At 42.7% G+C, this 21,087-nt stretch carries 21 protein-coding genes; 16 read left to right on the plus strand and 5 right to left on the minus strand.

Annotated features, from left to right (window positions below):
* The first annotated feature begins 13 nt into the window (after positions 1–13).
* Both ACEN9X_RS24830 and ACEN9X_RS24835 read left to right on the plus strand, forming a co-directional pair.
* Positions 14–832, plus strand: a complete 819-nt coding sequence (locus tag ACEN9X_RS24830) for an AraC family transcriptional regulator (RefSeq protein ID WP_413667688.1) — start codon at positions 14–16, stop codon at positions 830–832.
* 41 nt (positions 833–873) lie between these two features.
* On the plus strand, positions 874–2,427 hold the full coding sequence (locus ACEN9X_RS24835) for an FAD-dependent monooxygenase (protein ID WP_413667689.1): 1,554 nt from the start codon (positions 874–876) through the stop codon (positions 2,425–2,427).
* Between the two features lie 107 nt (positions 2,428–2,534).
* On the opposite strand, the gene ACEN9X_RS24840 is transcribed toward ACEN9X_RS24835, so the two are convergent.
* Positions 2,535–3,887: a HupE/UreJ family protein gene (locus ACEN9X_RS24840; protein WP_413667690.1), complete on the minus strand. Its 1,353-nt coding sequence runs from the start codon at positions 3,885–3,887 to the stop codon at positions 2,535–2,537.
* Positions 3,888–3,900: 13 nt separating this feature from the next.
* Positions 3,901–5,328 (minus strand): DUF3500 domain-containing protein, encoded by a 1,428-nt coding sequence (locus ACEN9X_RS24845; RefSeq protein ID WP_413667691.1) that lies wholly within the window; start codon positions 5,326–5,328, stop codon positions 3,901–3,903.
* A 279-nt stretch (positions 5,329–5,607) separates the two neighbouring features.
* Between ACEN9X_RS24845 and ACEN9X_RS24850 the strand changes: the two genes are divergently transcribed.
* Together ACEN9X_RS24850 and ACEN9X_RS24855 are read left to right on the plus strand one after the other, a co-directional pair.
* A complete protein-coding gene (locus ACEN9X_RS24850) occupies positions 5,608–6,342 on the plus strand; it encodes a helix-turn-helix domain-containing protein (RefSeq protein ID WP_413667692.1) in 735 nt (244 codons plus the stop codon).
* Positions 6,343–6,534: 192 nt separating this feature from the next.
* On the plus strand, positions 6,535–8,274 hold the full coding sequence (locus ACEN9X_RS24855) for a thiamine pyrophosphate-dependent enzyme (RefSeq protein ID WP_413667693.1): 1,740 nt from the start codon (positions 6,535–6,537) through the stop codon (positions 8,272–8,274).
* Positions 8,275–8,462: 188 nt separating this feature from the next.
* On the opposite strand, the gene ACEN9X_RS24860 is transcribed toward ACEN9X_RS24855, so the two are convergent.
* Positions 8,463–8,957: a hypothetical protein gene (locus ACEN9X_RS24860; protein WP_413667694.1), complete on the minus strand. Its 495-nt coding sequence runs from the start codon at positions 8,955–8,957 to the stop codon at positions 8,463–8,465.
* Positions 8,958–9,050: 93 nt separating this feature from the next.
* On the opposite strand from ACEN9X_RS24860, the gene ACEN9X_RS24865 reads away from it, so the two are divergent.
* From ACEN9X_RS24865 to ACEN9X_RS24895, 7 genes are all read left to right on the plus strand, one after another.
* Complete coding sequence (locus ACEN9X_RS24865) at positions 9,051–10,379, plus strand: MFS transporter (protein ID WP_413667695.1); 1,329 nt, start codon at positions 9,051–9,053, stop codon at positions 10,377–10,379.
* A 41-nt stretch (positions 10,380–10,420) separates the two neighbouring features.
* Positions 10,421–10,768 (plus strand): hypothetical protein, encoded by a 348-nt coding sequence (locus ACEN9X_RS24870; protein ID WP_413667696.1) that lies wholly within the window; start codon positions 10,421–10,423, stop codon positions 10,766–10,768.
* An 80-nt stretch (positions 10,769–10,848) separates the two neighbouring features.
* Positions 10,849–11,367 (plus strand): DinB family protein, encoded by a 519-nt coding sequence (locus tag ACEN9X_RS24875; RefSeq protein ID WP_413667697.1) that lies wholly within the window; start codon positions 10,849–10,851, stop codon positions 11,365–11,367.
* A gap of 84 nt (positions 11,368–11,451) precedes the next feature.
* Positions 11,452–11,787: a YnfA family protein gene (locus ACEN9X_RS24880; protein ID WP_413667698.1), complete on the plus strand. Its 336-nt coding sequence runs from the start codon at positions 11,452–11,454 to the stop codon at positions 11,785–11,787.
* Positions 11,788–11,894: 107 nt separating this feature from the next.
* On the plus strand, positions 11,895–12,719 hold the full coding sequence (locus ACEN9X_RS24885) for a tetratricopeptide repeat protein (protein ID WP_413667699.1): 825 nt from the start codon (positions 11,895–11,897) through the stop codon (positions 12,717–12,719).
* A gap of 60 nt (positions 12,720–12,779) precedes the next feature.
* The gene (locus tag ACEN9X_RS24890) at positions 12,780–14,102 is read left to right on the plus strand and encodes an MFS transporter (RefSeq protein WP_413667700.1); all 1,323 of its coding nucleotides are present in this window, start codon (positions 12,780–12,782) and stop codon (positions 14,100–14,102) included.
* A 13-nt stretch (positions 14,103–14,115) separates the two neighbouring features.
* On the plus strand, positions 14,116–14,844 hold the full coding sequence (locus ACEN9X_RS24895) for a (Fe-S)-binding protein (protein ID WP_413667701.1): 729 nt from the start codon (positions 14,116–14,118) through the stop codon (positions 14,842–14,844).
* 6 nt (positions 14,845–14,850) lie between these two features.
* Here the strand turns inward: ACEN9X_RS24895 and ACEN9X_RS24900 are convergent, their stop codons facing one another.
* Positions 14,851–15,957, minus strand: a complete 1,107-nt coding sequence (locus ACEN9X_RS24900) for a hypothetical protein (RefSeq protein WP_413667702.1) — start codon at positions 15,955–15,957, stop codon at positions 14,851–14,853.
* 4 nt (positions 15,958–15,961) lie between these two features.
* The gene (locus tag ACEN9X_RS24905; protein WP_413667703.1) at positions 15,962–16,570 is read right to left on the minus strand and encodes a hypothetical protein; all 609 of its coding nucleotides are present in this window, start codon (positions 16,568–16,570) and stop codon (positions 15,962–15,964) included.
* 181 nt (positions 16,571–16,751) lie between these two features.
* On the opposite strand from ACEN9X_RS24905, the gene mtaB reads away from it, so the two are divergent.
* The 5 genes from mtaB (at position 16,752) to ACEN9X_RS24930 (ending at position 20,978) form a co-directional block, all read left to right on the plus strand.
* Complete coding sequence (gene mtaB, locus ACEN9X_RS24910; RefSeq protein ID WP_413667704.1) at positions 16,752–18,071, plus strand: tRNA (N(6)-L-threonylcarbamoyladenosine(37)-C(2))-methylthiotransferase MtaB; 1,320 nt, start codon at positions 16,752–16,754, stop codon at positions 18,069–18,071.
* A 28-nt stretch (positions 18,072–18,099) separates the two neighbouring features.
* Positions 18,100–19,269: a prolipoprotein diacylglyceryl transferase gene (locus ACEN9X_RS24915; RefSeq protein ID WP_413667705.1), complete on the plus strand. Its 1,170-nt coding sequence runs from the start codon at positions 18,100–18,102 to the stop codon at positions 19,267–19,269.
* Positions 19,262–19,750 (plus strand): GtrA family protein, encoded by a 489-nt coding sequence (locus tag ACEN9X_RS24920; protein WP_413667706.1) that lies wholly within the window; start codon positions 19,262–19,264, stop codon positions 19,748–19,750. Before ACEN9X_RS24915 ends, ACEN9X_RS24920 begins: the two co-directional genes overlap by 8 nt.
* Positions 19,716–20,507: an inositol monophosphatase family protein gene (locus tag ACEN9X_RS24925; RefSeq protein WP_413667707.1), complete on the plus strand. Its 792-nt coding sequence runs from the start codon at positions 19,716–19,718 to the stop codon at positions 20,505–20,507. Before ACEN9X_RS24920 ends, ACEN9X_RS24925 begins: the two co-directional genes overlap by 35 nt.
* A gap of 126 nt (positions 20,508–20,633) precedes the next feature.
* The gene (locus ACEN9X_RS24930) at positions 20,634–20,978 is read left to right on the plus strand and encodes a hypothetical protein (RefSeq protein WP_413667708.1); all 345 of its coding nucleotides are present in this window, start codon (positions 20,634–20,636) and stop codon (positions 20,976–20,978) included.
* Positions 20,979–21,087: the final 109 nt, after the last annotated feature.

The following is a 21,087-nucleotide window of genomic DNA, read 5'->3' on the forward strand; positions in this document are numbered from 1 at the left end:
GCTATCTTTCAAAATGAAGCACCAAGAATTTGAACCTCCTGAAGAACTGCGGGACACTATCAAATGCTTTTGGTACAATATCAGGGAAGCGGAAGAACCGCAATCAAGTTTTGAGGTACAGCCTGACGGTTTCGCTGAGATTATTTTCCATTTCGGAAGTGCTATCAGCATTTTACAGGATGGTAGTTTAAAGCCATTACCATCACCCTTTATGATGGGGCTGCTCAACCAGCCGGTTGTTTTCCATTCAAATGGGCGTTTGGAGATCATTGGTGTCAGATGTTTTCCGTGGACTGTATTTGATTTGCTCGGACTACCATCCGGCAAAGTTGGAGTGCACACTTTTGAGCACCCTGTTGCCCGCCTGCAGACTGTATTGAATGAGTGGATAACTATTGACAGAGCAGGTAAAGCGCTGGCAGAAGTAGGGAAGTATTTCCTTAATATGCATTCGGGTATTGCGATTAACAGTATGCTATTCAAAGCAGGAGCTGCTATGAGAAAAGCAAACGGAACCATACCCGTAAGCCAGGTAGCTGCTGCCGCTCATGCCACTGTTCGTACGCTTGAAAGAAAATTCAAGCAATCTTCCGGCTATAGCGTTAAAGACGTGTCGGGTTTAATGCGTTTTGAGCAAATACGAAACCGGTTATGGCATTACCCGGATACAAGTCTTGCAGGCTTAGCTCATGAGTTGGGTTATACAGATCAATCCCATCTGAGCAGGGAATTTAAACGATATAGCGGCACCACGCCGGCTGCCTTTGCACGAAAAGCGAAGAAAGGGAAACAAGCCGTAAGTAATGATTTTGTCGCGTTTGTACAAGCCTAAGCTGTAGGCATTGCGGAATTTTGTGTTTCAATATAATGTATATGAAACCAATATCTGAAAACAATAAATCTGTACAAAATTACACTATTTATGATGTCATCATTTCCGGAGCGGGGCCTGTGGGTTTATTTCTTGCCTGCGAACTGGCCCTGGCCAACTGCTCTGTCCTGATACTTGAAAAAGCAGAGGACCCGCATTCGCCATTGAAACAGATGCCATTCGGCATCCGCGGGCTCTCCGCTCTAACTATTGAGGCGCTTTATCGCCGCGGCCTGCTAAATGAATTGGAGATTCATAAACGGATAAAAAATCCGCATCAAAATGCCAAACAAGGAGCCCAGCGACAGGTAGGGCATTTTGCCGGAATACCTTTTATTGAAGGCAATGTCGATACTTCGCAATGGCAATACCGTTTGCCCGGCTCAGCTGAAACCGGCTTAATTTCCGAAATGGCGGAGCTTGAAACCGTGCTAATCCGTCGTGCCCAGTTACTGGGCGTAGAAATCAAACGCGGGTTCGCTGTTACCGGTTTTCACCAAACCGCGGATGGGGTAACTGTTGAGTCAGATGGGCAATCATTTCAAAGTAAATGGCTTGTTGGTTGCGATGGGAGTCGCAGCGCGGTGCGTAAGGCCGGTGGTTTTGAGTTTGCCGGTACCGAGCCGGAGTTTACCGGCTACACCGCGCTGGTTGACATAGCAGATCCGGAAAAGCTTAAACCAGGACGGAATGTGACACCACGAGGCATGTACATGCAATCGCAGCCGGGTTACATGGCCATTCAGGATTTTGATTGCGGGGCATTTCACGGTTCAGGAAAACCGGTTACGCTTGAACACTTACAGGAGGTGTTGCGCCGGATTTCCGATACCGACGTTACACTTAGCACCCTGCATATCGCGACCACCTGGACAGACAGGGCGCGGCAGGCCACGGCTTACCGCAACGGACGGGTACTTTTAGCCGGCGACGCGGCACACATTCACGCACCATTGGGAGGGCAGGGGCTTAACCTTGGATTGGGCGATGCCATGAACCTGGGCTGGAAGCTTGCCGCAACCGTTCAAAATAAAGCGCCTGATGGTTTACTGGATACTTATTATACCGAACGGCACCCTGTTGGCGTACAGGTTTTAAATTGGTCGCGCGCGCAGGTGGCAATCATGAAGCCAGACCCCGATGCCCAGGCGCTGTATGCTATCATGGGCGATCTCATCAATACGCGAGATGGTGCCACTTATATTGCAGGAAGGGTTTGGGGCATTAATACGCATTACAATATTGCAGGCAGCCACCCTTTAACAGGCCGCAGCGTTCCCGACTTTGAATTTGAAGATGGCAATAGGATTGGCGGCTTGATGCATGATGGCCGCGGCTTATTGCTCGACTTTGACGGGAATACCCCGCTAAAAACCGTGGCCGAAGAATACGGCAACCGACTGACATGTGTTTCAGGCAGGGCAAAGGAGCAATTTGGCTTAAGCGCCGTATTGATACGTCCGGATGGGATCATTGCCTGGGCTTCTGACAACGAGCCGGATTATGCTGAACTTCGGAAGGCTGCTAATCTCTGGTTTGTAGGCAATAAAGCATAACGGACTAGATTTCTTCACTACAAAAAAGCCGTTTCTTTACAAGGAGAAAGGCTTTTTTGTAGATGCAACTTTGTCCAGTCGGTGATTGAAAATGAATGATGCTCATATTAGCTTTCAGGGTTTAACCGCGGTGAGGAGGAAATATGTCCTTTTAACAGAATACTTGCCAGTGATAATATTGCCAGGATCACAATTGCCCAGTGAGCCTGTTCGGCTACCTTATTTACAAATGCCGAAACAAGATTGGGCGTTTCAGTTGCACGTTCTGCTATCCATGCAATAGCAACTATGCCTGACATGACCGCGCCTCCAACCCTCACATATTTGTAAACCGGCGTTTGGCTCAATAAAATTAACCACGGAATTGTAATCAATACTACAAAAAGCTGCATGATCTCAGTGCCCAGGTTAAAACCTAAAATACTCAAGGCCATAGTATCTGCCCCTAATTTAAGGTTAGCTAATATTGATGCGAATGCTAAACCATGGATCAAGCCAAAGCTCGCCGCCACATACATTTCCTTCCCCTGAAAAATTGGCCTTATAGCGTGAACTGCCGAAACAAGGATAGAAAATGCGATCAATATTTCCACCGGTTGTGCCGGTAACCGTAGCCAGCCTAAGGCACCTATCAGCAGGGTAACAGAGTGGCCGATGGTAAACGAAGTAACAATTTTTAACAATCTCAGGATACTATATTTGGTACCTCCAAATTTTCCCCATCGTTTGCCATTTATTAAAAGTGTAGCCGGTAATAACAGTACAATTAAAAACAGTAAGTGATCGGTACCTTCTTTAATATGCCGTATACCTAACATAAGCATACTTTTAAAACCTTTAAACCAGCTTCCGGGTTGTAGATTTATTTCAAGAGGATAGATCACGTTATCTTTGGTACTCCGGCTGATTACCATAGCGTCAGTAGTTGGGCTTAAATTTCCTGTTTCCCAATCACTGCGAACGGAAACGAGGGCGGCATGATTAATCACCTGGTGCATGATCACATCATAATCAAGCATAAACTTCCGGGTACTTTCGCCCGGTTGCGGTATAATAACCACATTAGCGATCACTTCCCAATAATCCATACCATTTTCAATGTATTTTCCTTTATCCATCCTCAACCCCTCTATTTCAACTTCCCATGGGGCGGTTTTCTTCAAATAAGCATGTATGTGTGCTCTGAGGTATTCTTTTAATTGTGGCCCTAACCTTTCAATTAGCGTTTCCGGGTTTTTCGATATATCGTTACCAAAGGAGAGTTCAAGTTCTGACAGCGGCATTTGAAGCTCCAGCGCAATCCTGTTTGGGCTTGCATCCAAAAAAATAAGTGTATTTGGCGTTTGATGTGCACTGGAGATGGTTGGCTTCAGCATTGTAACTGCAAAAATGGCGGCAATGATAAACAGTCGCCAGCTGTTTTTCCGGCGACTGTTTATTGAAAAAATGTTATACATCATTTCTGTTGATTTTTTATAAACCTATATAATCGCGGGTATGATCTCTCATTACAGTATGGTAATGTATTTGATTGCTAATAACCACACCAGTTTGGCATATAAACTCTATCCAAACACTTGGCCCGTCAATCCTTACATAGTCTGTATTAGTTGTTAAAAATGAAGTTGCAGAACCCGCAACACCTGAGGTATTGCTTGCATAACACACGTAAGTATTGGCCAATTCATTTTGATAAATGGTAGTAAATGCTGCTGCCGAAGTAGCGTCAAGATCATTGATCCATGGCATCATTGCCGCTAACACTTTGGCCTGGGCTGCTGTACTTAATGTACTTACCTGAATGCCCTGTTTTGTAGTTGGCATTGTATTGGTTGTTGATCCCGGAACCATCAGGCAGTCTGAAAAAGTACCTGATATTTTTGCCGAAGCTAATTCTGTACTTGTGAAAGACCCCAGCATATTTTGCATAGCAGTATGCTCAGATTCTATCGGCCCGGTATAGGTTACTCCTCCTGTGGTAAATGACCCTTTTGGCTCAACGCCCTGGTGTAACGGTGTTATACTGGTAACAACTCCTGCATCATAAGTGATATTTTGGGCATAGTGGTGACCGCCAAATTGCAACATCCATTTACCGGTAGTAGTAGGTGTCCCTAAAAATGCAATGATATAGTTGCCTGAAGAATATCCTGAAGCCATTGTTCCCAGGTAATCGTCGGCCGCCATGATCTGGGTAAATTCGTCATAGCCCTCTCCTGTGGTTGTACCCATGGCTGCCGCTGCCACGGCTTTTGCAGCTGCTAATTGTGTGCTGGTTAAGCTGCTGAAAGCTAGGCCGTTTCTGCATGAAAGGCCGCAGGGTAGGTTTGACCATCTTAAAGCGTTGGTTTTATTTAAGGTTAAAACTACTGAGGCTTGCTGGCTGGTACTGAGTGTTGCTAAAAACGCGTTGGCTAAGCAAACTACTTTTGAAGCAATGGTTGTTGAGGTTGAACAGCCGGTTGATGTACTTGCAGCATCTACAGTAACGGTAAAGCTGCACGTTTGGCCACCAAACGTAATGGAAAATGATGCGGTACCTGTTGATGTTGGTGTGCCGGCAATAGCATACGTGATATTGCCAGCCCCGCTTGCTAAGGTACCTGCCGCTAAAGTTGCCGTTAATCCGGTAACCCCTGTTGAAGAAATAGCAGTACCTGCAGTGTAAGTTGCGCCATTGCCACCTGTATAGGGTACTGTGGCGCTGCCGCTAAATACTGTATTAACGGTTGCTGTTGATGACACCACTGCCGAGCCGCAGGTTAAAGCCGAAACCGAAGCCGTGGTGGTAGTAGTTGTAGTTGTGGTAGTAGTTGTTTTTTCGCTGCTCTTTTTACAGGCAACCAGGATGCAAGCCGTTATCAGCAAGCCTGCTCCGGATAAGAGTATTAACTTTTTCATGATCTAAGGGTGTTTAATGTTTCGTTTTTTTTCCTTTGATCGAAAGTATCCTCAATTTTTCCGGCCGGTAAATATTATCGATAAACAGGGCTTATACAGTGGTGAACGGGCATCGATAGATGGTGTGCGATATGAATATAGGATCACTTTTTTCTCATGTACAGGCTTTTTATTAGGTAAACAACCGCAATGCCGGGTTAATGTCGGTAATAAATCCGCCTGTAATTATTGTATATTGGAAGTGCTAATTATAACATTGCGTCAGAATTTTACATAACCATGCAACAACCAGACTTAGGCAAAAAAATTGCGAAACTTAGAAAGGCCAGGGGATTAACACAGGAAGAACTTGTAGAAAAGTGTAACCTAAACGTGCGTACGCTTCAAAGAATAGAAGCAGGAGAAGTAACGCCAAGAAGTTATACTATAAAACTAATCTTCTCCGCCCTTGATCACCAGGTTTACAATTCACCCTCCGGTATGGCCGATTGGTTAAGTGATTCAACGGATATGATTCGCGATATTATCCGTAAACTTTATAGTTACATACTCGATCTATTTAACCTAAAAACAAACGCAATGAAAAAATTAACAATTTTATCCATCTTCTTTTTAACCTTTTGTTCACTGATCTTTTCAGCATGCCTAAGCTCCAGGAAAGTAATTAATGACCAAAAAGCCTTGCTTGGCACCTGGCAAATAATGAGTAATGGCGTGCCTGATACCACTTACGCTGGTAAGCCAGGTCAGATCAGGTATCAGACAATCACCAGTAACAGATTTATGGTTACTGATATACAATATTCAAAAAAACAGATTTACGCGGCATTCTCCGGGTCATATACTTTAGATACTCAAAATAAAACCTACTCCGTATTGATTGAAGCCATTGGCGGGCCAGGATATGCCCAATACATGGACGGAAAAATTGGAACATTTAATTACCGGCTTAAAGATTCGTTATTGTACCTGAAAGGAAATGGCTATGACGAGGTTTGGAAAAGGGTGAAATAAAGGCAGATGGATTACGATGGGCTTAGAATGAGCTTTCGATATATCATCAATTATCGTAAAATCACGGCATATCAAAAGCTTGAAATAATCTTGTTATTGCAAATATTTGACTGTTAATTCCTTAACAAATGGCACGCGTTTGGTGTTATGGATAAGAAATTACAACATCACTAAACGCTAAACAACCATAATATGTCAAAAAAAGTAGCCGAACAGCTTGTAGAAATGCTGGTACAGGCCGGTATCAAACGTATTTATGCTATTACCGGCGATAGCTTAAACGAACTTAATGATGCGGTACGTAAGACGCCCGAATTAAAATGGATCCATGTACGTAACGAAGAAGCGGGCGCCTTTGCTGCTTCGGCAGATGCTCAATTAAGCGGGCTTGCCTGTTGTGCGGGCAGCAGCGGCCCGGGGCATGTGCACCTGGTAAACGGGCTTTATGATGCCCACCGTTCGGGAGCGCCGGTTTTGGCTATAGCATCCACCTGTGCTACAAAAGAGTTCGGCAGCAATTATTTCCAGGAAACCAATGTTATCAAGCTTTTTGATGATTGCAGTTATTACAACCAGGTCGCGGCCAATAGCAAACAGGTGCCCCGCATGACGCAGGCTGCTATCCAAACCGCCATTCAGCGCAAGGGAGTTGGTGTGTTGGGGTTTCCGGGGGATGTGGCAGGGGAGGATGCTGTTGAAATCGACTCATCGGTAAATAACTTTTTTTGCAAAGCTAATATCACCCCGGTGTGGGAAGAATTGGTGAAACTGGCCGATCTGATCAATCGTCACCCCAAGGTTTGCATTTTTGGCGGCATCGGTTGTGCCGATGCCCACGACGAGGTGGTTGAGTTGGCCGCATTGATCAAAGCTCCGGTCGGCTATTCGTTTCGGGGTAAAATGTTTTTGGAGCATGATAACCCGTATGAGGTTGGCATGACGGGCTTGCTTGGTTTACCAGCCGCTTATCATAGCATGCACGAAAGTGATCTTGTTATCCTTCTCGGTACCGATTTTCCTTACACACCTTTTTATCCGCAGGATAAAAAAATAGTACAGATTGATATCAAGCCTGAAAATCTTGGTCGCCGGGCTAAGTTAACGATGGGGCTTTATGGCGATATTAAATCTACACTTAAAGCATTGATTCCATTAATTAAAGAAAAAGACGACCGGAGTTTTTTGGATGCGCAACTTCATGTACATGCTAAAGTGAAGGAGCAGCAGCAGGCATACATTCAGGATTACGGTAAACATGACGCCATCCACCCCGAAGCTTTGGCTGCTATTGTAAATGAACATGCATCTGCCGATGCCATTTTTACCTGCGATACCGGGATGTGCAACGTATGGAGTGCCCGGCACATCAGCGCTAATGGGAGGCGGTCGATGATCGGGTCATTTGTTCATGGTTCTATGGCCAATGCTATGCCTCATGCAATCGGTGCTGCTTTGGCTTGCCCCGATAGGCAGGTGGTAGCCATGTGCGGCGATGGAGGAATCTCCATGTTGTTAGGTGATTTAGCCACCATCAAACAATATGATCTGCCTATCAAGATCATTGTATTTAACAACAGGGCATTGGGTATGGTAAAGCTTGAAATGGAGGTAATGGGCCTGCCCGATTTTGAAGTTGACATGCATAATCCTGATTTTACCATGGTGGCCGAGTCGATGGGGATCAAAGGCATCACCATAAACGATCCGCAGGACCTTGAGCAGGGTATAGCCGAAGCTTTTGCGCATACAGGGCCGGTTTTGGTTAACGTTTATACCGATGGAACGGCACTTGCCATGCCGCCGCATATCGAACTAAAAATGGTTAAAGGTATGGCCGTATCTATGACCAAAATGATGCTTGGCGGTAAATTTGATGAGGTTTTGGCTACCGTTAAAGGGAATTATAAGCATCTGCCCGAGATATTTGATTAAATTATTGCACGAATACCTTGCAAATTCAACACAATTAAAACGAATTACACGAATTTGGTTGGAAATTAATTTGTGTAATTCGTTTTAATTAGAAAAATTAGTGTGGGAATTATTTTGCCGTGACTTTCCCGATTAACGCAATAGTTAGAAAGTTATATTACGGTTATGCACTTATAGATGGCGGGCCTTTATAATTTCAAGTGTGTGATAATATTATTTTCCCGGATCTGTATAAAGTTGATACGTTCATCCTGTGGATCGTAATCTATACTTAATACAAGGTTATCTATTTTATAATGATCTATCAGAAAAGGCAGATCCAGTATTGGCGAATCACCGTGTTTGGTTTGCGTTGGCTCGCCTGCTTTTTTGAAAACCGCTTCGCGGGTGTCGTGAAATGAAATCTCAAAAGGCAGTATATATTGCAGCCCCGGTTTAGGGTAAATATTCAGATGGGAGAATATCGGCTGACCTGGCTCTAAAACGATCAGTTCATCTTCGTCAATAACAGCGTCCTCGTTGCTGAACCCTAAATCGATATCCAGCATTTCAGATCGCATGTAATCACTTTTTAAAACATTGTAAGTACTGAGGTCAGTAAAAGTATCTGCTAAAAATGCCTGGAAATTATCATCATAGAGATATGAGCCGAATTGAGTTGTAAAATGGAGGTAGTTGAACATGGAGAATCTTCAATTTATAAAGCTACAATAAATTTTATATTGACGTTTTCGCGAGATGTAACTCAATCAAATTTCCCTACTTTTAAGCCCGCAATGGAAGCAAAAAACAACAAGAAAACCATTTGGGCCTGGTGCATGTTTGACTGGGCCAATCAGTCATATAACATCGTTATTACCTCTACTATATTCCCCGCATATTTTGTGGAGGTTACTAAGTTTAACTCGAAGAATACCCAGATGGTAACTTTCCTGGGGCACAGGTATGTTAATACAGTATTATCAAACTATATTCTTGGGTTATCCTATCTTATAGTAGCAGCTATTTTGCCAATTCTTACTTCCATAGCCGATTACCGGGGCAACAAAAAATCGTACCTGCAATTGTTTACCTGGTTGGGGAGTTTGGCGTGTGCCGGTTTGTTTTTCTTTAAGCCCGGTGTTGGGCTGGAGTTGCCGATGCTATGCTTTGGGTTAGCATCTATCGGCTATTGTGGTGGTTTTGTATTTTATAACTCTTACCTCCCGCAAATAGCCACACCCGATAAACAGGACGCCGTAAGCGCAAAAGGGTTTATTTATGGTTACGTAGGCAGTATAGTAGTACAGGTATTATGCTTTATTGTTGTACTTGAGCCTAACTGGTTTGGCATTACCGACGACTGGCTACCGGCGCGGATCTCGTTCCTGATGGTTTTTGTATGGTGGATAGGCTTTTCTATCATACCATTTCGTTTGTTGCCCAAAGGACAGCCGAATGCGGGCAAGCATAGCTATAATGTACTTACCGGAGGATTTAAAGAACTGGCAAAGGTTTTCGGAAAAGTACGGAATATGCCTTTGTTGAAACGCTTCCTGGCGTCGTTTTTTCTTTACTCTGTTGGTGTGCAAACCATTATGTTGGTTGCGGCCAATTTTGCCGCAAAGGAGTTGCATATGCCCGATGCCGCGCTGATCTCAATTGTGCTCATCATCCAGGTGGTTGCAGTGCCCGGAGCGCTGATCGCATCCAAATCATCTGAAAAATTCGGGAATGTACGTACGCTGGTTGGTTTGGTGGCGGTGTGGTCGGCCATTTGTTTGTATGCCTATTTTATTACTAATTCTACCCAGTTTTATGTTGCCGCTGTGATCATCGGCATAGTAATGGGAGGGGTACAATCCTTATCGCGCTCAACCTATTCTAAATATTTGCCCGAAAATATCCCGGACACGGCTTCCTATTTCAGTTTTTATGATGTTACCGAAAAGCTTTCGATAGTGGTAGGCCTGTTTTGTTTTGGATTTGTAGAGGCTGTAACTAATGAAATGCGCGATTCTACGCTTGCTCTTGACGGCTTTTTTGTATTGGGTTTAATAATGCTTATAGTGCTCATGTTCACTGAAAACAAGCTCCGTAAAAAGCGTGTTGACGTGAACACCTAAACAATTTGACCACAGGCTTGTACTATATAAAAACATAAGCCATGATCCACACAGTTAACCACAATGTTACCGCTGATAACGGCATACAAAGAAATATTATCATCGAGCCGGTGCTGCACCAATCAACAGATCACCAGTTAAACGCCACAGGGTTGTACAAGCTTTACAAAGGTGGTAGCGACGGAGAAGCTATCCTTTTTGAAATTCAGGAGATAGCACCTGAAATAGGTGAAAGCAAACCCTTGCTTGATGATAAAAAGAACCCCGATTATTTAGGACAGATCAGCTTTGAGGGTGACAGCAACTCCAAATGGCATTATTCAGAAGGGCCGCTTTCGCATTATGAGCAGCAACAGGTGGTAGAATTTATACAAAATACAAATAGTTAATTTTTCTTTTTAGCTGCTGACATAGGGCTGTCACCACTGCGTGATTACTTTGTATTGTAATCAAAAACAAAAACAACACAATGGAAACCAACGCAATTCAACAACCTGCAACAGAAACTCCTGTTTATACATCTGATCAATTTTTGCAAGGCTGGCTTGGTCAGCGCCGCGTAACCCGCCGCCTTATCGAAGCATTTCCTGAGGAAGCGCTTTTTAATTATTCAATTGGTGGAATGCGTCCTTTTTCTGATATGGTGAAGGAAATTATCAGTATGAGTGGCCCGGGTGTTAAAGGTCTTGCAACTGATGATTGGACATCAATAGCAGGCCTTGACCATCATACCGGAAAAATTGAAGCCCACTCAAAAAACGATTTATTGAGGTTATGGGATGATGCTACTGAAGCCATTACCACTTATTGGCTGCAAGTTCCGGCTAAGCGTTTTCAGGAAACTGTATTGGCCTTTGGGCAATACGAAGGCGTGGGTAACAGCATTATTCAATATATTATTGATAATGAAATTCATCACCGTGGCCAGGCTTATGTTTACCTGCGTTCTTTAGGAATTGAACCACCGGCTTTTTACGACAGAAGTTAAATTTGATTTAGCATATTTAAAGGCTTCCGCTAAAGGAGGCCTTTTTTATGATATCTTTAGCAGAATTCTTTACGCTAAAATTTAATGATGGCAATTATCCGCTCTTTTGCATTGTTTTTACTTGCCGGTTTATTTGAAATAGGAGGCGGCTATTTGGTTTGGCTTTGGTTAAAAGAAGGTAAGCCTTTATGGTTTGGGATAGCAGGTGGAATTATTCTTGCGCTTTATGGGATAGTGGCAACGTGGCAAACCGCCAATTTCGGTAGGGTGTATGCGGCTTATGGTGGTATTTTTATTGTAATGGCATTGATCTGGGCCTGGAAGGTTGATGGTTTTAAACCCGATCGTTATGATATCATCGGGGCTTTGATAGCGCTTGTGGGTGCTTGTATTATTGTTTACGCACCGCGCGGGCATTAATTGGCTTGTAGTTGTTTTAGGGGAGAGGTAACAATTTTTATTTATTGCAGGCGAAGCTTTTTTTAGCTTATATTATAGATATTAGCAGCAATAAATCTAAACCCATCATGAATACCAGAATTTTCATTATTGCTGTATTTTTCTTTTTAAACAGTGTAAATGCATTTTGCCAGGTCCCATCCGAAGAGTTTATAAACGGCCTTAAGCAAATTAACACAGATATACCGGCCGCTAAACTCAACTTCCTTGCTGCGGTTGCGAAAACTCCTTCATTTCATGGCTCATATCACTTTTTAGGAGTTATCTATTTAAATGATCATAAACCTGATTCTGCTATTTGGTATCTTAAAAAAGCAGTCGAATTAAATACCCGGAATATTGGCCATACTGCCGAATTCAGCTATTTGCGTTTAATTGCTGCTTATATCAGCAAACAGGATTATGAAAGTGCTTTTGCCGCCGCCTGGGATGCTTACAAACTATTTCCCGATTCACAGGAACTACAGTTGGGCTTAAAGGATGCCTGCCTCTGGGCTTATTACACCCAAAACAATGAACTCGATCCAAAATACTCCACTATTGATCCCCGTGATGAATATGTGGTAAATAATGTGGACGAGGAATATTTAATTGTAAGAAACTTGCGGGTGAATGATCGCAACTTACAGGTAGCCGGGCAAAGCCTGGCCAACAAAAATGGATCGGCCTATGATGCTTTAACTTGTTCAATAGCCGGCACCAATGATACCCGGAAAATAGATTTTAAAATAAACTGGGATATGGGTAAATATTTTGGAGGTATAAATGGTCCAACCACTGAAGTAGCCGGCAATAAGCAAAAATCAATAGCCGAAAGGGCAGGTGCTATGCTGGTTACTGATAATAAAATAGATTTGCCCGGGGCTATTAAAAAGATGCTTGGCGAAAGATAGGTATTGTATTTAGTTGGTGTTTTTTGCAGTTTCTAAAATTTGCATACATTTATTGAGCAAATGGAAAATAAAAACAACAAAAAAACCATACGGGCCTGGGCTTTCTTTGATTGGGCCAACTCGGCGTATAACCTTGTCATCACTTCAACAATTTTTCCGGCTTATTATGTAGCCATTACTACCAACCATGCCAATGGTGATAGGGTTAACTTTTTTGGAAAAAGCTTTGTAAATACTGCCCTTTCTGATTACGCTTTATCTGCTGCTTATTTGGTAATGGTATTGCTGTTGCCAATATTGTCATCCATTGCCGATTATAAAGGCAATAAAAAAATCTTCATGTTGTTTTTTACGCTGCTTGGTTCGGCGGCCTGTTGCGCGTTGTTCAACTTTGATAAAGATCATTTGGAGATGGGCGTAATCTGTTTTGCACTGGCGGCCATCGGTTACAGCGGAGGTTTTGTGTTTTACAATTCATACCTGCCCGAAATTGCTACCGTTGATATGCAGGATAACGTAAGTGCCAAGGGTTTTACTTATGGCTACATAGGCAGCGTATTGCTGCAGCTTATTTGCTTCTTATTTGTACTGAAAGGCGAGTGGTTTGGTATAGTTGATAAAACCTTTGCTCCGCGTTTGTCGTTTTTGCTGGTGGGCTTATGGTGGATAGGTTTTGCCATGATCCCTTTTAGTGTATTGCCTAAGGGCAGCCCCAACGCTGTAAGCCATAGCCACAACATCATAAAAGGCGGTTTTGTTGAGTTGGGCCATGTTTGGAAAAAGGTTAAGGATATGCCGCTGTTAAAAAGGTTTTTGCCGTCGTTCTTTTTTTATTCCATGGGGGTACAGACCATTATGCTGGTGGCAACCGGTTTTGCTGCAAAAGAGTTAAAAATGGAAACCCCGCAGCTGATCACCATCATTTTAATTATCCAATTGGTGGCAATTTTCGGAGCAACGCTGATGTCGCGCCTGTCTGGTAAATATGGTAATGTACGGGTTTTAATAGGCGTAGTGATCCTTTGGATTGCCGTTTGTATTGCTGCTTACTTTACCTATACGCAAACGCAGTTTTACATTATAGCTGTAGTAGTAGGTTTGGTAATGGGCGGTATTCAATCCATGTCGCGTTCAACATATTCAAAATACCTGCCCGAAAATATTCCGGATACTGCGTCTTTTTTTAGTTTTTATGACGTTACCGAAAAGCTGGCTATTGTAGGTGGGGTATTTAGCTTCGGCTTTTTTGAAGAAATAACCGGTAGCCCGCGAAATTCGGTTTTGGTATTGGGCGTATTTTTCATTGTTGGCTTAATTTTGTTGTTTTCTTTGCTGAAGGCGGAACGAAACGTCAATAAAAATTTGGATTTTAGCGCCCGTTAACTAATTTGTGCCGATGAAGGTTGAGTTGTTTATACCGTGTTTTATAGATCAGTTGTTTCCGGCAACTGCTTTTAATACCGTAAAATTGTTGGAGAAAGCAGGTTGCAAGGTTAGTTATAATCCGGCACAAACCTGCTGCGGTCAGCCGGCCTTTAATGCCGGTTTTTGGGATGACGCCAAAGAGGTAGGAAGTAAGTTTTTAAGCGATTTTTCGGAAGATAGTGTTATTGTATCACCATCGGCCTCTTGCACCGGTATGGTGAAAAACTATTATAACGACTTGTTTACCAATACCGCGGTACACAATAAATGCCGGGCCATTCAAGGTAATATCTACGAGCTATCCGATTTTTTAGTAAATATCCTGGAGTTTGACTATTTCGGTGCCGAGCTTGATGGCAAGGCTGTTTATCATGATAGCTGTGCCGGCCTGCGTGAATGTAAGATAAAAGATGAGCCGCGCCAGCTGCTCTCCAAAGTGCTTGGCCTCGAATTGCTCGACCTGAAAGATGGTGAAACATGCTGCGGCTTCGGTGGTACCTTTGCCGTTAAGTTTGATGGCATTTCAACCGCTATGGCGCAGCAAAAGGTAAACAACGCCCTTGATGCAGGTGCTGAATATATTATCTCAACTGATACATCATGCTTGATGCATATGCGGGGATATATCGATAAAAATAATCTTCCTATTCAAACCATGCACATTGCTGATGTATTGGCTTTGGGTTGGGGGAATGTATAATAACTACTATTCTTTAACCAGTTTCAATTTCAAGGTATCATCGTATACTTTGGTATCCCATTGCATTTGTTTTCCGTTGTAGTTACTGATCTTCACCCTTGTTGTATCACGTTTTGTACCTCCGTCAAAAACGATGTTGAGCGTTTTTTTGCCCGCATGGTATGTGTATTGGCCAAACCATGCGCGGTTGGCTTCAAAAATATATGGGTTAGCACATAATGCAATCCGGCCGCCGTCTTCTATATAAACATAGCACCAGTTTTGCGCGCCGTTCATCCATTCATTTTCACCTACAGTTTTACCGTTTCGTGTAAAGTGTTCTATTTTCCATCTCCCTGTAAAGATTGATGGCGGTACGGCTACTACATAACGGTAAATGCTATAAAACGCAAGGCCGATTACTAAAAGTTTTAAAACAGGTTTTGCAAAACTTAGCTTTAAGGGCGGTATTACTACTTCTTTAAATAAAACAGGTTTAATATCCGGCCATCGTAGTAGTAAAAGGTATAACAGGCCGGTAGTTATAATGATTGAGTTCATGAACGCCCCTGCGACTATATCATAAAATGCATTGATCAGTACAATGTTTAACATTATGGGTAATAATATGCAGGTGCCCAGCAAGGTAGTACGCCTGAACAAAAGCATAACGCTGCCGCCAATCTGAAGCAAACCCAGTATAACCGCGAAAGTATAGGAGTGGCCAAAATAATTCCAGGTGAGATCGAAACCACTTAATTTGCCTATTGGAGTATTATCTCTCATGTAAACGTGTCCAAACTGTGTTTTCAGGATCTTGGCAAAGCCATAAGCCGACACTTGAAAGGCAAGGAAGTACCGCATAACGCCACGCAGAAAGGCGTGCCTTATTTCTGAATTAAATCCTTCCTTTTTGCTTTTTTGATTCCAGTAAATAGAATATATCACCGAAAGGATGAGCATCCCGATAATAATCGAGGTAAAAAGCCTCGCGAAGGAAATATTACCAAAAGAGGTAAACAGCTTGTAAAGTAAAGTGCCCCACATCATCATTAAGCAATCATAAATAGCTATGAGCAGATACAGGCATTCAAAGAACTTAGCAAACCAATAGGAGCGGTGTGTGGCAGTCATAAGCTTATTTGCGTTCAATATCCAAAATAGTTCCCTCTTTTGCCATTTCTATAAGGAATGGTTTGGCAATACCTTCCTGTGCGCTATCATAAGCGGTATCACCCCTTGCTGCTATATCATCAAGTCCGTCTTCTCGGTCAACTTCATATTTATTCAGGGCCAGGTAAACTGAATCGCCAGATACTTTATTTACCCTGTAAAGGGTATAATGATCGTTTTTAAGTTTGATATGAAAAACATCGTTCTTTTGTGGCGATAAAACCCATTGGTTTACTTTTTTTGCTTTCTGCTTTTCGCTGATATAAAAAAATATCGAACCGATAACAATCAGGAAACAGCCTGCAAATGTCCACACAGGTATTGTAGTTTGAGCTTTAATATTATCATAGCTTAGTTTGAGTGATGCAGGCATTTCCTTAAACTTTAACACCTGCCTGCAATGGAGGCATTGTGAAACGCCGGTTTTGCCAATCGGGAAAAAAGGGATCCAGAAAATATGGGCCCAGCGTTGAAATACATTCATCTGTATACTGTTGGCTGTATTGCAGTTTGGGCGGGTGTCGCTTGTTATTTCGGATTTTAAGAGTTTGGCTTTGGTGCCGTATATGATCATGATTGATAAGGCCTTTAGAATGTGTTAAACCGCTTTGAAATTACAGATTTGATACTGATAAATAAAATTATCAAATTGTCATAGCCGCTTTTGGCTGGTTTTAACATTTCGTTCTTTTACGCTGATATGAAAAATCCGCCGGACCAACATTTTATAAAAAACTGTATCTTTGCCGATTGAAATGAACAAGAAAGTCGCTTTTTACACTTTAGGCTGCAAGCTGAATTATTCAGAGACCTCATCTATTGGTCGGCTGTTTAACCAGGCCGGTTATGACACGGTGAATTTTACCGAAACACCGGATGTTTTTGTGATCAATACCTGCTCGGTAACTGATAATGCCGATAAAAAGTGTAAGAAGATTGTTAAGGAAGCGCTTAAAATTTCGCCTAATGCCTACGTAACTATTGTAGGTTGTTACGCACAGCTAAAACCACAGGAAATTGCTGAAATTCCCGGCGTTGACATGGTGCTTGGGGCTGCCGAAAAATTTCAGATAGTTGATCATATCACCGACTTAACTAAAAGGCCAAAGGCGCTGGTGCTTAATCAGCCCGTGTCTGAAGCTAATGAGTTTGTGCCCGCATATTCTTTTGGCGACCGTACCCGTACTTTCCTGAAAGTGCAGGACGGCTGTGATTATTCCTGTACCTTTTGTACCATTCCCCTGGCGCGTGGCGCCAGCAGAAGCGATACTATTGAAAATGTGGTAGCGCAGGCAAAGCAAATTGCCGAATCTGGCGTAAAAGAAATTGTGCTTACCGGCGTAAACCTGGGCGATTTCGGGATCCGTAATGGTAAACGCGAGGATAAGTTTTTTGACCTGGTTAAAGCATTGGATGAGGTTGAAGGGATAGACCGTTTCAGGATCTCATCTATCGAGCCTAATTTGCTTACCGACGAGATCATTGCCTTTGTTGCTGCTTCAAAGCGCTTTGTGCCGCATTTTCATATTCCGTTGCAGTCTGGCTCAGATAAGATCCTGGGATTGATGCGCCGGCGTTACAAACGCGATTTGTATGTTAACCGCGTTGCCAAAATAAAAGAACTGATGCCCGATTGCTGCATCGGTGTGGATGTTATCGTTGGTTTCCCCGGCGAAACAAGGGAGGATTTTATCGATACCTATAATTTCCTGAACGAGTTAAATATATCATACCTGCACGTATTTACCTATTCGGAAAGGGAAAATACTTTGGCTGCCCAGATGACCGGCGCTGTTCCGGGTTCTGCACGCGGAGACAGGAGCAAAATGCTGCACATCCTGTCGGATAAAAAGCGCCGTGCTTTTTATGAAAGTCAATTGGGTAAAAATCAGGAGGTTTTGTTTGAGGGCGATATTAAAGATGGCTTTATGCACGGCTTTACCCGTAACTACGTGAAGGTGCGCACCAAGTACGACCCTGTACTGGTTAACGAGTTAAAAACGGTACATCTAACAAATATTTCACCTGATGGTGATGTTGAAATAACAGAAGGCGAAGAAATATTAGTACATTAAATTCTATATTCGCCTTAAAATATAACCTATGTTTCCAACGCTTACATCGTTATTAAAATATCTTTTTGGTTTTAATCTTCCTTTGCCCATACAAACTTTCGGCTTTTTTGTGGCGATAGCTTTTGTTGGCGCTTACTGGGCTTTTGGGCAGGAGTTTAAGCGCAAGGAAGCATTAGGCGTTATCCATACGTTTAAAAAACGGGTTACTATAGGTTTGCCCGCTTCAAATACCGAATTGATAGGTAATGGTGTATTCGGCTTTGTTTTAGGCTATAAAATAATTGATTGTGCACTTAACTATCAGTCGTTGATTGATAGCCCGCAGGAGTTCCTGTTGTCATTAAGGGGTAACTGGATAGGTGGTATACTTGGAGCGGCAGCATTTGCGTACTGGGCATGGCATGAAGCCCAAAAGCAAAAAATGGATAAACCGGTAACCAAAGATGTAGATGTGCACCCAAATGAATTGATGGGTAGTATATTATTGTGGGCCGCAGTATTTGGCTTTGCAGGTGCCAAGCTGTTTAATGCATTGGAAAACTGGGGCGACTTTATGAAAGACCCGGTTGGTATGCTGATAGGTTTTAGTGGCTTAACTTTTTATGGCGGTTTGATATGCGGCGGTGCGGCAGTACTTTATATTGCTAATAAACACGGCATTAAACCATTGGATATGCTTGATATCGGCGGTCCGGGTATGATGCTGGCTTACGCCCTTGGCCGTATTGGTTGCCAGATGAGTGGTGATGGCGACTGGGGTATAGTTAACCTGGCACCCAAACCGCACTGGCTAAGCTGGGCACCCGACTGGATGTGGAGCTTTAAATTTCCGCATAACGTGAATGACGAAGGTGTACAGATGATAAATTGTGCAGGAAAGTTTTGCCATGAACTGCAATACCCGGTTTATCCAACCTCATTTTATGAATGTGTAATTTGTTTATTACTGTTCTTTGTATTATGGAAAATAAGGCACAATTTTAAAGCTCCGGGCGTTTTGTTTGGTGTGTATATGATATTGGCAGGCGTTGAGCGTTTCTTTATTGAGCTCATCAGGGTTAATACCAAATATGTTGTCGCCGGTGTTTCATTTACACAAGCCGAAATGATTTCGGTGATTATGGTTTTAGGTGGCATTACACTTATTGTAACAGGATTAAACAAAGAAAAGAAAGCACTGGGTACTACAAATGGCTGATAATAAATCAAAAGGTAAATTAGTAGATAACCAGGTATTTAGATTTGTGCTTTCGGCCGGGGCCGGTTTTTTGGTGGATGTTTCGGCATTTTACCTTTTTTACCATAATCTGCTTACAGCGCATACTTACCATATTTTCGGACTTACTGTTCGCAATTATACCGTTTCATTGGCGCTATCGTTTTTTATGGGTGTAGTGGTTAATTTTTTAATTACCCGCTACATGGTATTCAATGAATCGAAATCGGCGCCGCGCAAACAGTTTTTCCGTTTTGTGACAGTGGCTATTATTGGCTTCTTCGCCAATTTATCTGTTGTGAAAATATTGATCCAGGCTTGCAGCTTTAACCCAACGGTAGCACGGATCTCGGCGGCGCTGAGCCTCTTTTTCGCAAGCTTTTTTATTCATAAAGTTTTTTCATTCAGCCTATCATTAAAACGTAACCATGCAAACAGCGAACATCATAAACCAGGTAATTGAGGTTTCAAAACAGGCAGGTGATTTCATCAGGCAGGAACGTAAAGCGTTTGATCCTGATAGGATAGAGTATAAAGGCCTCAACGATATGGTATCATACGTTGATAAAACCGCCGAAGAAACCATTGTAAAAGGTCTGAGCAAAATTTTACCTGAAGCCGGCTTCATCACCGAAGAGAAAACGACCACCAAAATAGGCGAGCGCTATAACTGGATCATCGATCCGCTGGATGGCACAACCAATTTCATTCACGGCGTACCTGCTTTTTCGGTAAGTATAGCTTTGAAAGAATATGATGAACTGATAGCCGGGGTGGTATATGAAATAAACCTTGATGAATGCTTTTACGCCTGGAAGGATGCGCCCGCATACCTTAATGGTAAGGAGATCAGTGTAAGTAAAAACATCACAATCGGTACCAGCTTGCTGGCAACCGGTTTCCCATATTACGATTTCACAAAACAGGCAGCCTATATCGAATTGTTTACCGAGCTGATGCGTACCAGCCATGGTTTGCGCCGCTTAGGTTCGGCCGCTGTTGATCTGGCTTATACCGCTTGCGGGCGTTTTGATGCTTTTTATGAGTATAACCTTAATGCCTGGGATGTTGCTGCGGGTATTGTGATTGTAAAACAAGCTGGAGGCGAAGTGGTGAACTTTAAAGGCGGCTCTGAAGTATTGGATACCCGTGAGTTATTGGCAACTAATGGGATAATAACAGGGGAGATGCTGGGGGTGATAGGGAGATATTTTAAGTAGAGGAGGTAGTTAATAATTTACTCCAATGCTGTAGAATCGTTGTAGTAGAGGTTTTTTGAAGTTGAATTATTTTTTTACTGTAGTGTTTGTGGACTCTATCCAATTAAATAATTTCATTTAAGAAATATGGCTTGTTTTTTATTTTGGATTTTATTTTCTCTCCCTTTTGTTCTGATAGGTTTGTTTTTCTATTTCTTTATCATTAAATCAAAAAGCCGGTACCTTCGGCGGAATGGTGTTACTTGCAAAGCGAAGGTCGAGAATGTTGAAATAACCGCACTTAGCTATGGTAGTGGTATCGTTAGTGAAAAAACAATTGCGATTGTGAAGCTTGTTATTCTCGAAGGGGGTGCCACCGGCAGGAAAGTAACGGTTAGGCAAGGGTTCTTGAAAAGCGTGATGCCTCAGAGGGGAGATGAACTGCTTGTTCTAATTGATCCACAAAATCTCAACAAAGCTATAATAATATAACTCTTTTGGGCGCGAGTATGTAGAGTAAGGTTCAGGTACATAGGTACTCGTGACTTCAATGCAGCTAATTAAACTTTGCACTATTAGTAGCCCTGATAAAGTCACGAGT

It is taken from the genome of Mucilaginibacter sp. Mucisp86 (genome assembly GCF_047324315.1).
Taxonomy (GTDB): Bacteria; Bacteroidota; Bacteroidia; order Sphingobacteriales; family Sphingobacteriaceae; genus Mucilaginibacter.

Bases quoted from the DNA above. Each gene is read 5' to 3' on its own strand.
- mtaB (WP_413667704.1), top strand. From the start codon at position 16,752: ATGAACAAGAAAGTCGCTTTTTACACTTTAGGCTGCAAGCTGAATTAT.
- ACEN9X_RS24840 (WP_413667690.1), bottom strand. From the start codon at position 3,887: ATGATGTATAACATTTTTTCAATAAACAGTCGCCGGAAAAACAGCTGG.
- ACEN9X_RS24830 (WP_413667688.1), top strand. From the start codon at position 14: ATGAAGCACCAAGAATTTGAACCTCCTGAAGAACTGCGGGACACTATC.
- ACEN9X_RS24860 (WP_413667694.1), bottom strand. From the start codon at position 8,957: ATGTTCAACTACCTCCATTTTACAACTCAATTCGGCTCATATCTCTAT.
- ACEN9X_RS24845 (WP_413667691.1), bottom strand. From the start codon at position 5,328: ATGAAAAAGTTAATACTCTTATCCGGAGCAGGCTTGCTGATAACGGCT.
- ACEN9X_RS24885 (WP_413667699.1), top strand. From the start codon at position 11,895: ATGAATACCAGAATTTTCATTATTGCTGTATTTTTCTTTTTAAACAGT.
- ACEN9X_RS24880 (WP_413667698.1), top strand. From the start codon at position 11,452: ATGATGGCAATTATCCGCTCTTTTGCATTGTTTTTACTTGCCGGTTTA.
- ACEN9X_RS24930 (WP_413667708.1), top strand. From the start codon at position 20,634: ATGGCTTGTTTTTTATTTTGGATTTTATTTTCTCTCCCTTTTGTTCTG.
- ACEN9X_RS24875 (WP_413667697.1), top strand. From the start codon at position 10,849: ATGGAAACCAACGCAATTCAACAACCTGCAACAGAAACTCCTGTTTAT.
- ACEN9X_RS24890 (WP_413667700.1), top strand. From the start codon at position 12,780: ATGGAAAATAAAAACAACAAAAAAACCATACGGGCCTGGGCTTTCTTT.
- ACEN9X_RS24915 (WP_413667705.1), top strand. From the start codon at position 18,100: ATGTTTCCAACGCTTACATCGTTATTAAAATATCTTTTTGGTTTTAAT.
- ACEN9X_RS24865 (WP_413667695.1), top strand. From the start codon at position 9,051: ATGGAAGCAAAAAACAACAAGAAAACCATTTGGGCCTGGTGCATGTTT.
- ACEN9X_RS24925 (WP_413667707.1), top strand. From the start codon at position 19,716: ATGCAAACAGCGAACATCATAAACCAGGTAATTGAGGTTTCAAAACAG.
- ACEN9X_RS24835 (WP_413667689.1), top strand. From the start codon at position 874: ATGAAACCAATATCTGAAAACAATAAATCTGTACAAAATTACACTATT.
- ACEN9X_RS24850 (WP_413667692.1), top strand. From the start codon at position 5,608: ATGCAACAACCAGACTTAGGCAAAAAAATTGCGAAACTTAGAAAGGCC.
- ACEN9X_RS24870 (WP_413667696.1), top strand. From the start codon at position 10,421: ATGATCCACACAGTTAACCACAATGTTACCGCTGATAACGGCATACAA.
- ACEN9X_RS24895 (WP_413667701.1), top strand. From the start codon at position 14,116: ATGAAGGTTGAGTTGTTTATACCGTGTTTTATAGATCAGTTGTTTCCG.
- ACEN9X_RS24905 (WP_413667703.1), bottom strand. From the start codon at position 16,570: ATGATCATATACGGCACCAAAGCCAAACTCTTAAAATCCGAAATAACA.
- ACEN9X_RS24855 (WP_413667693.1), top strand. From the start codon at position 6,535: ATGTCAAAAAAAGTAGCCGAACAGCTTGTAGAAATGCTGGTACAGGCC.
- ACEN9X_RS24900 (WP_413667702.1), bottom strand. From the start codon at position 15,957: ATGACTGCCACACACCGCTCCTATTGGTTTGCTAAGTTCTTTGAATGC.
- ACEN9X_RS24920 (WP_413667706.1), top strand. From the start codon at position 19,262: ATGGCTGATAATAAATCAAAAGGTAAATTAGTAGATAACCAGGTATTT.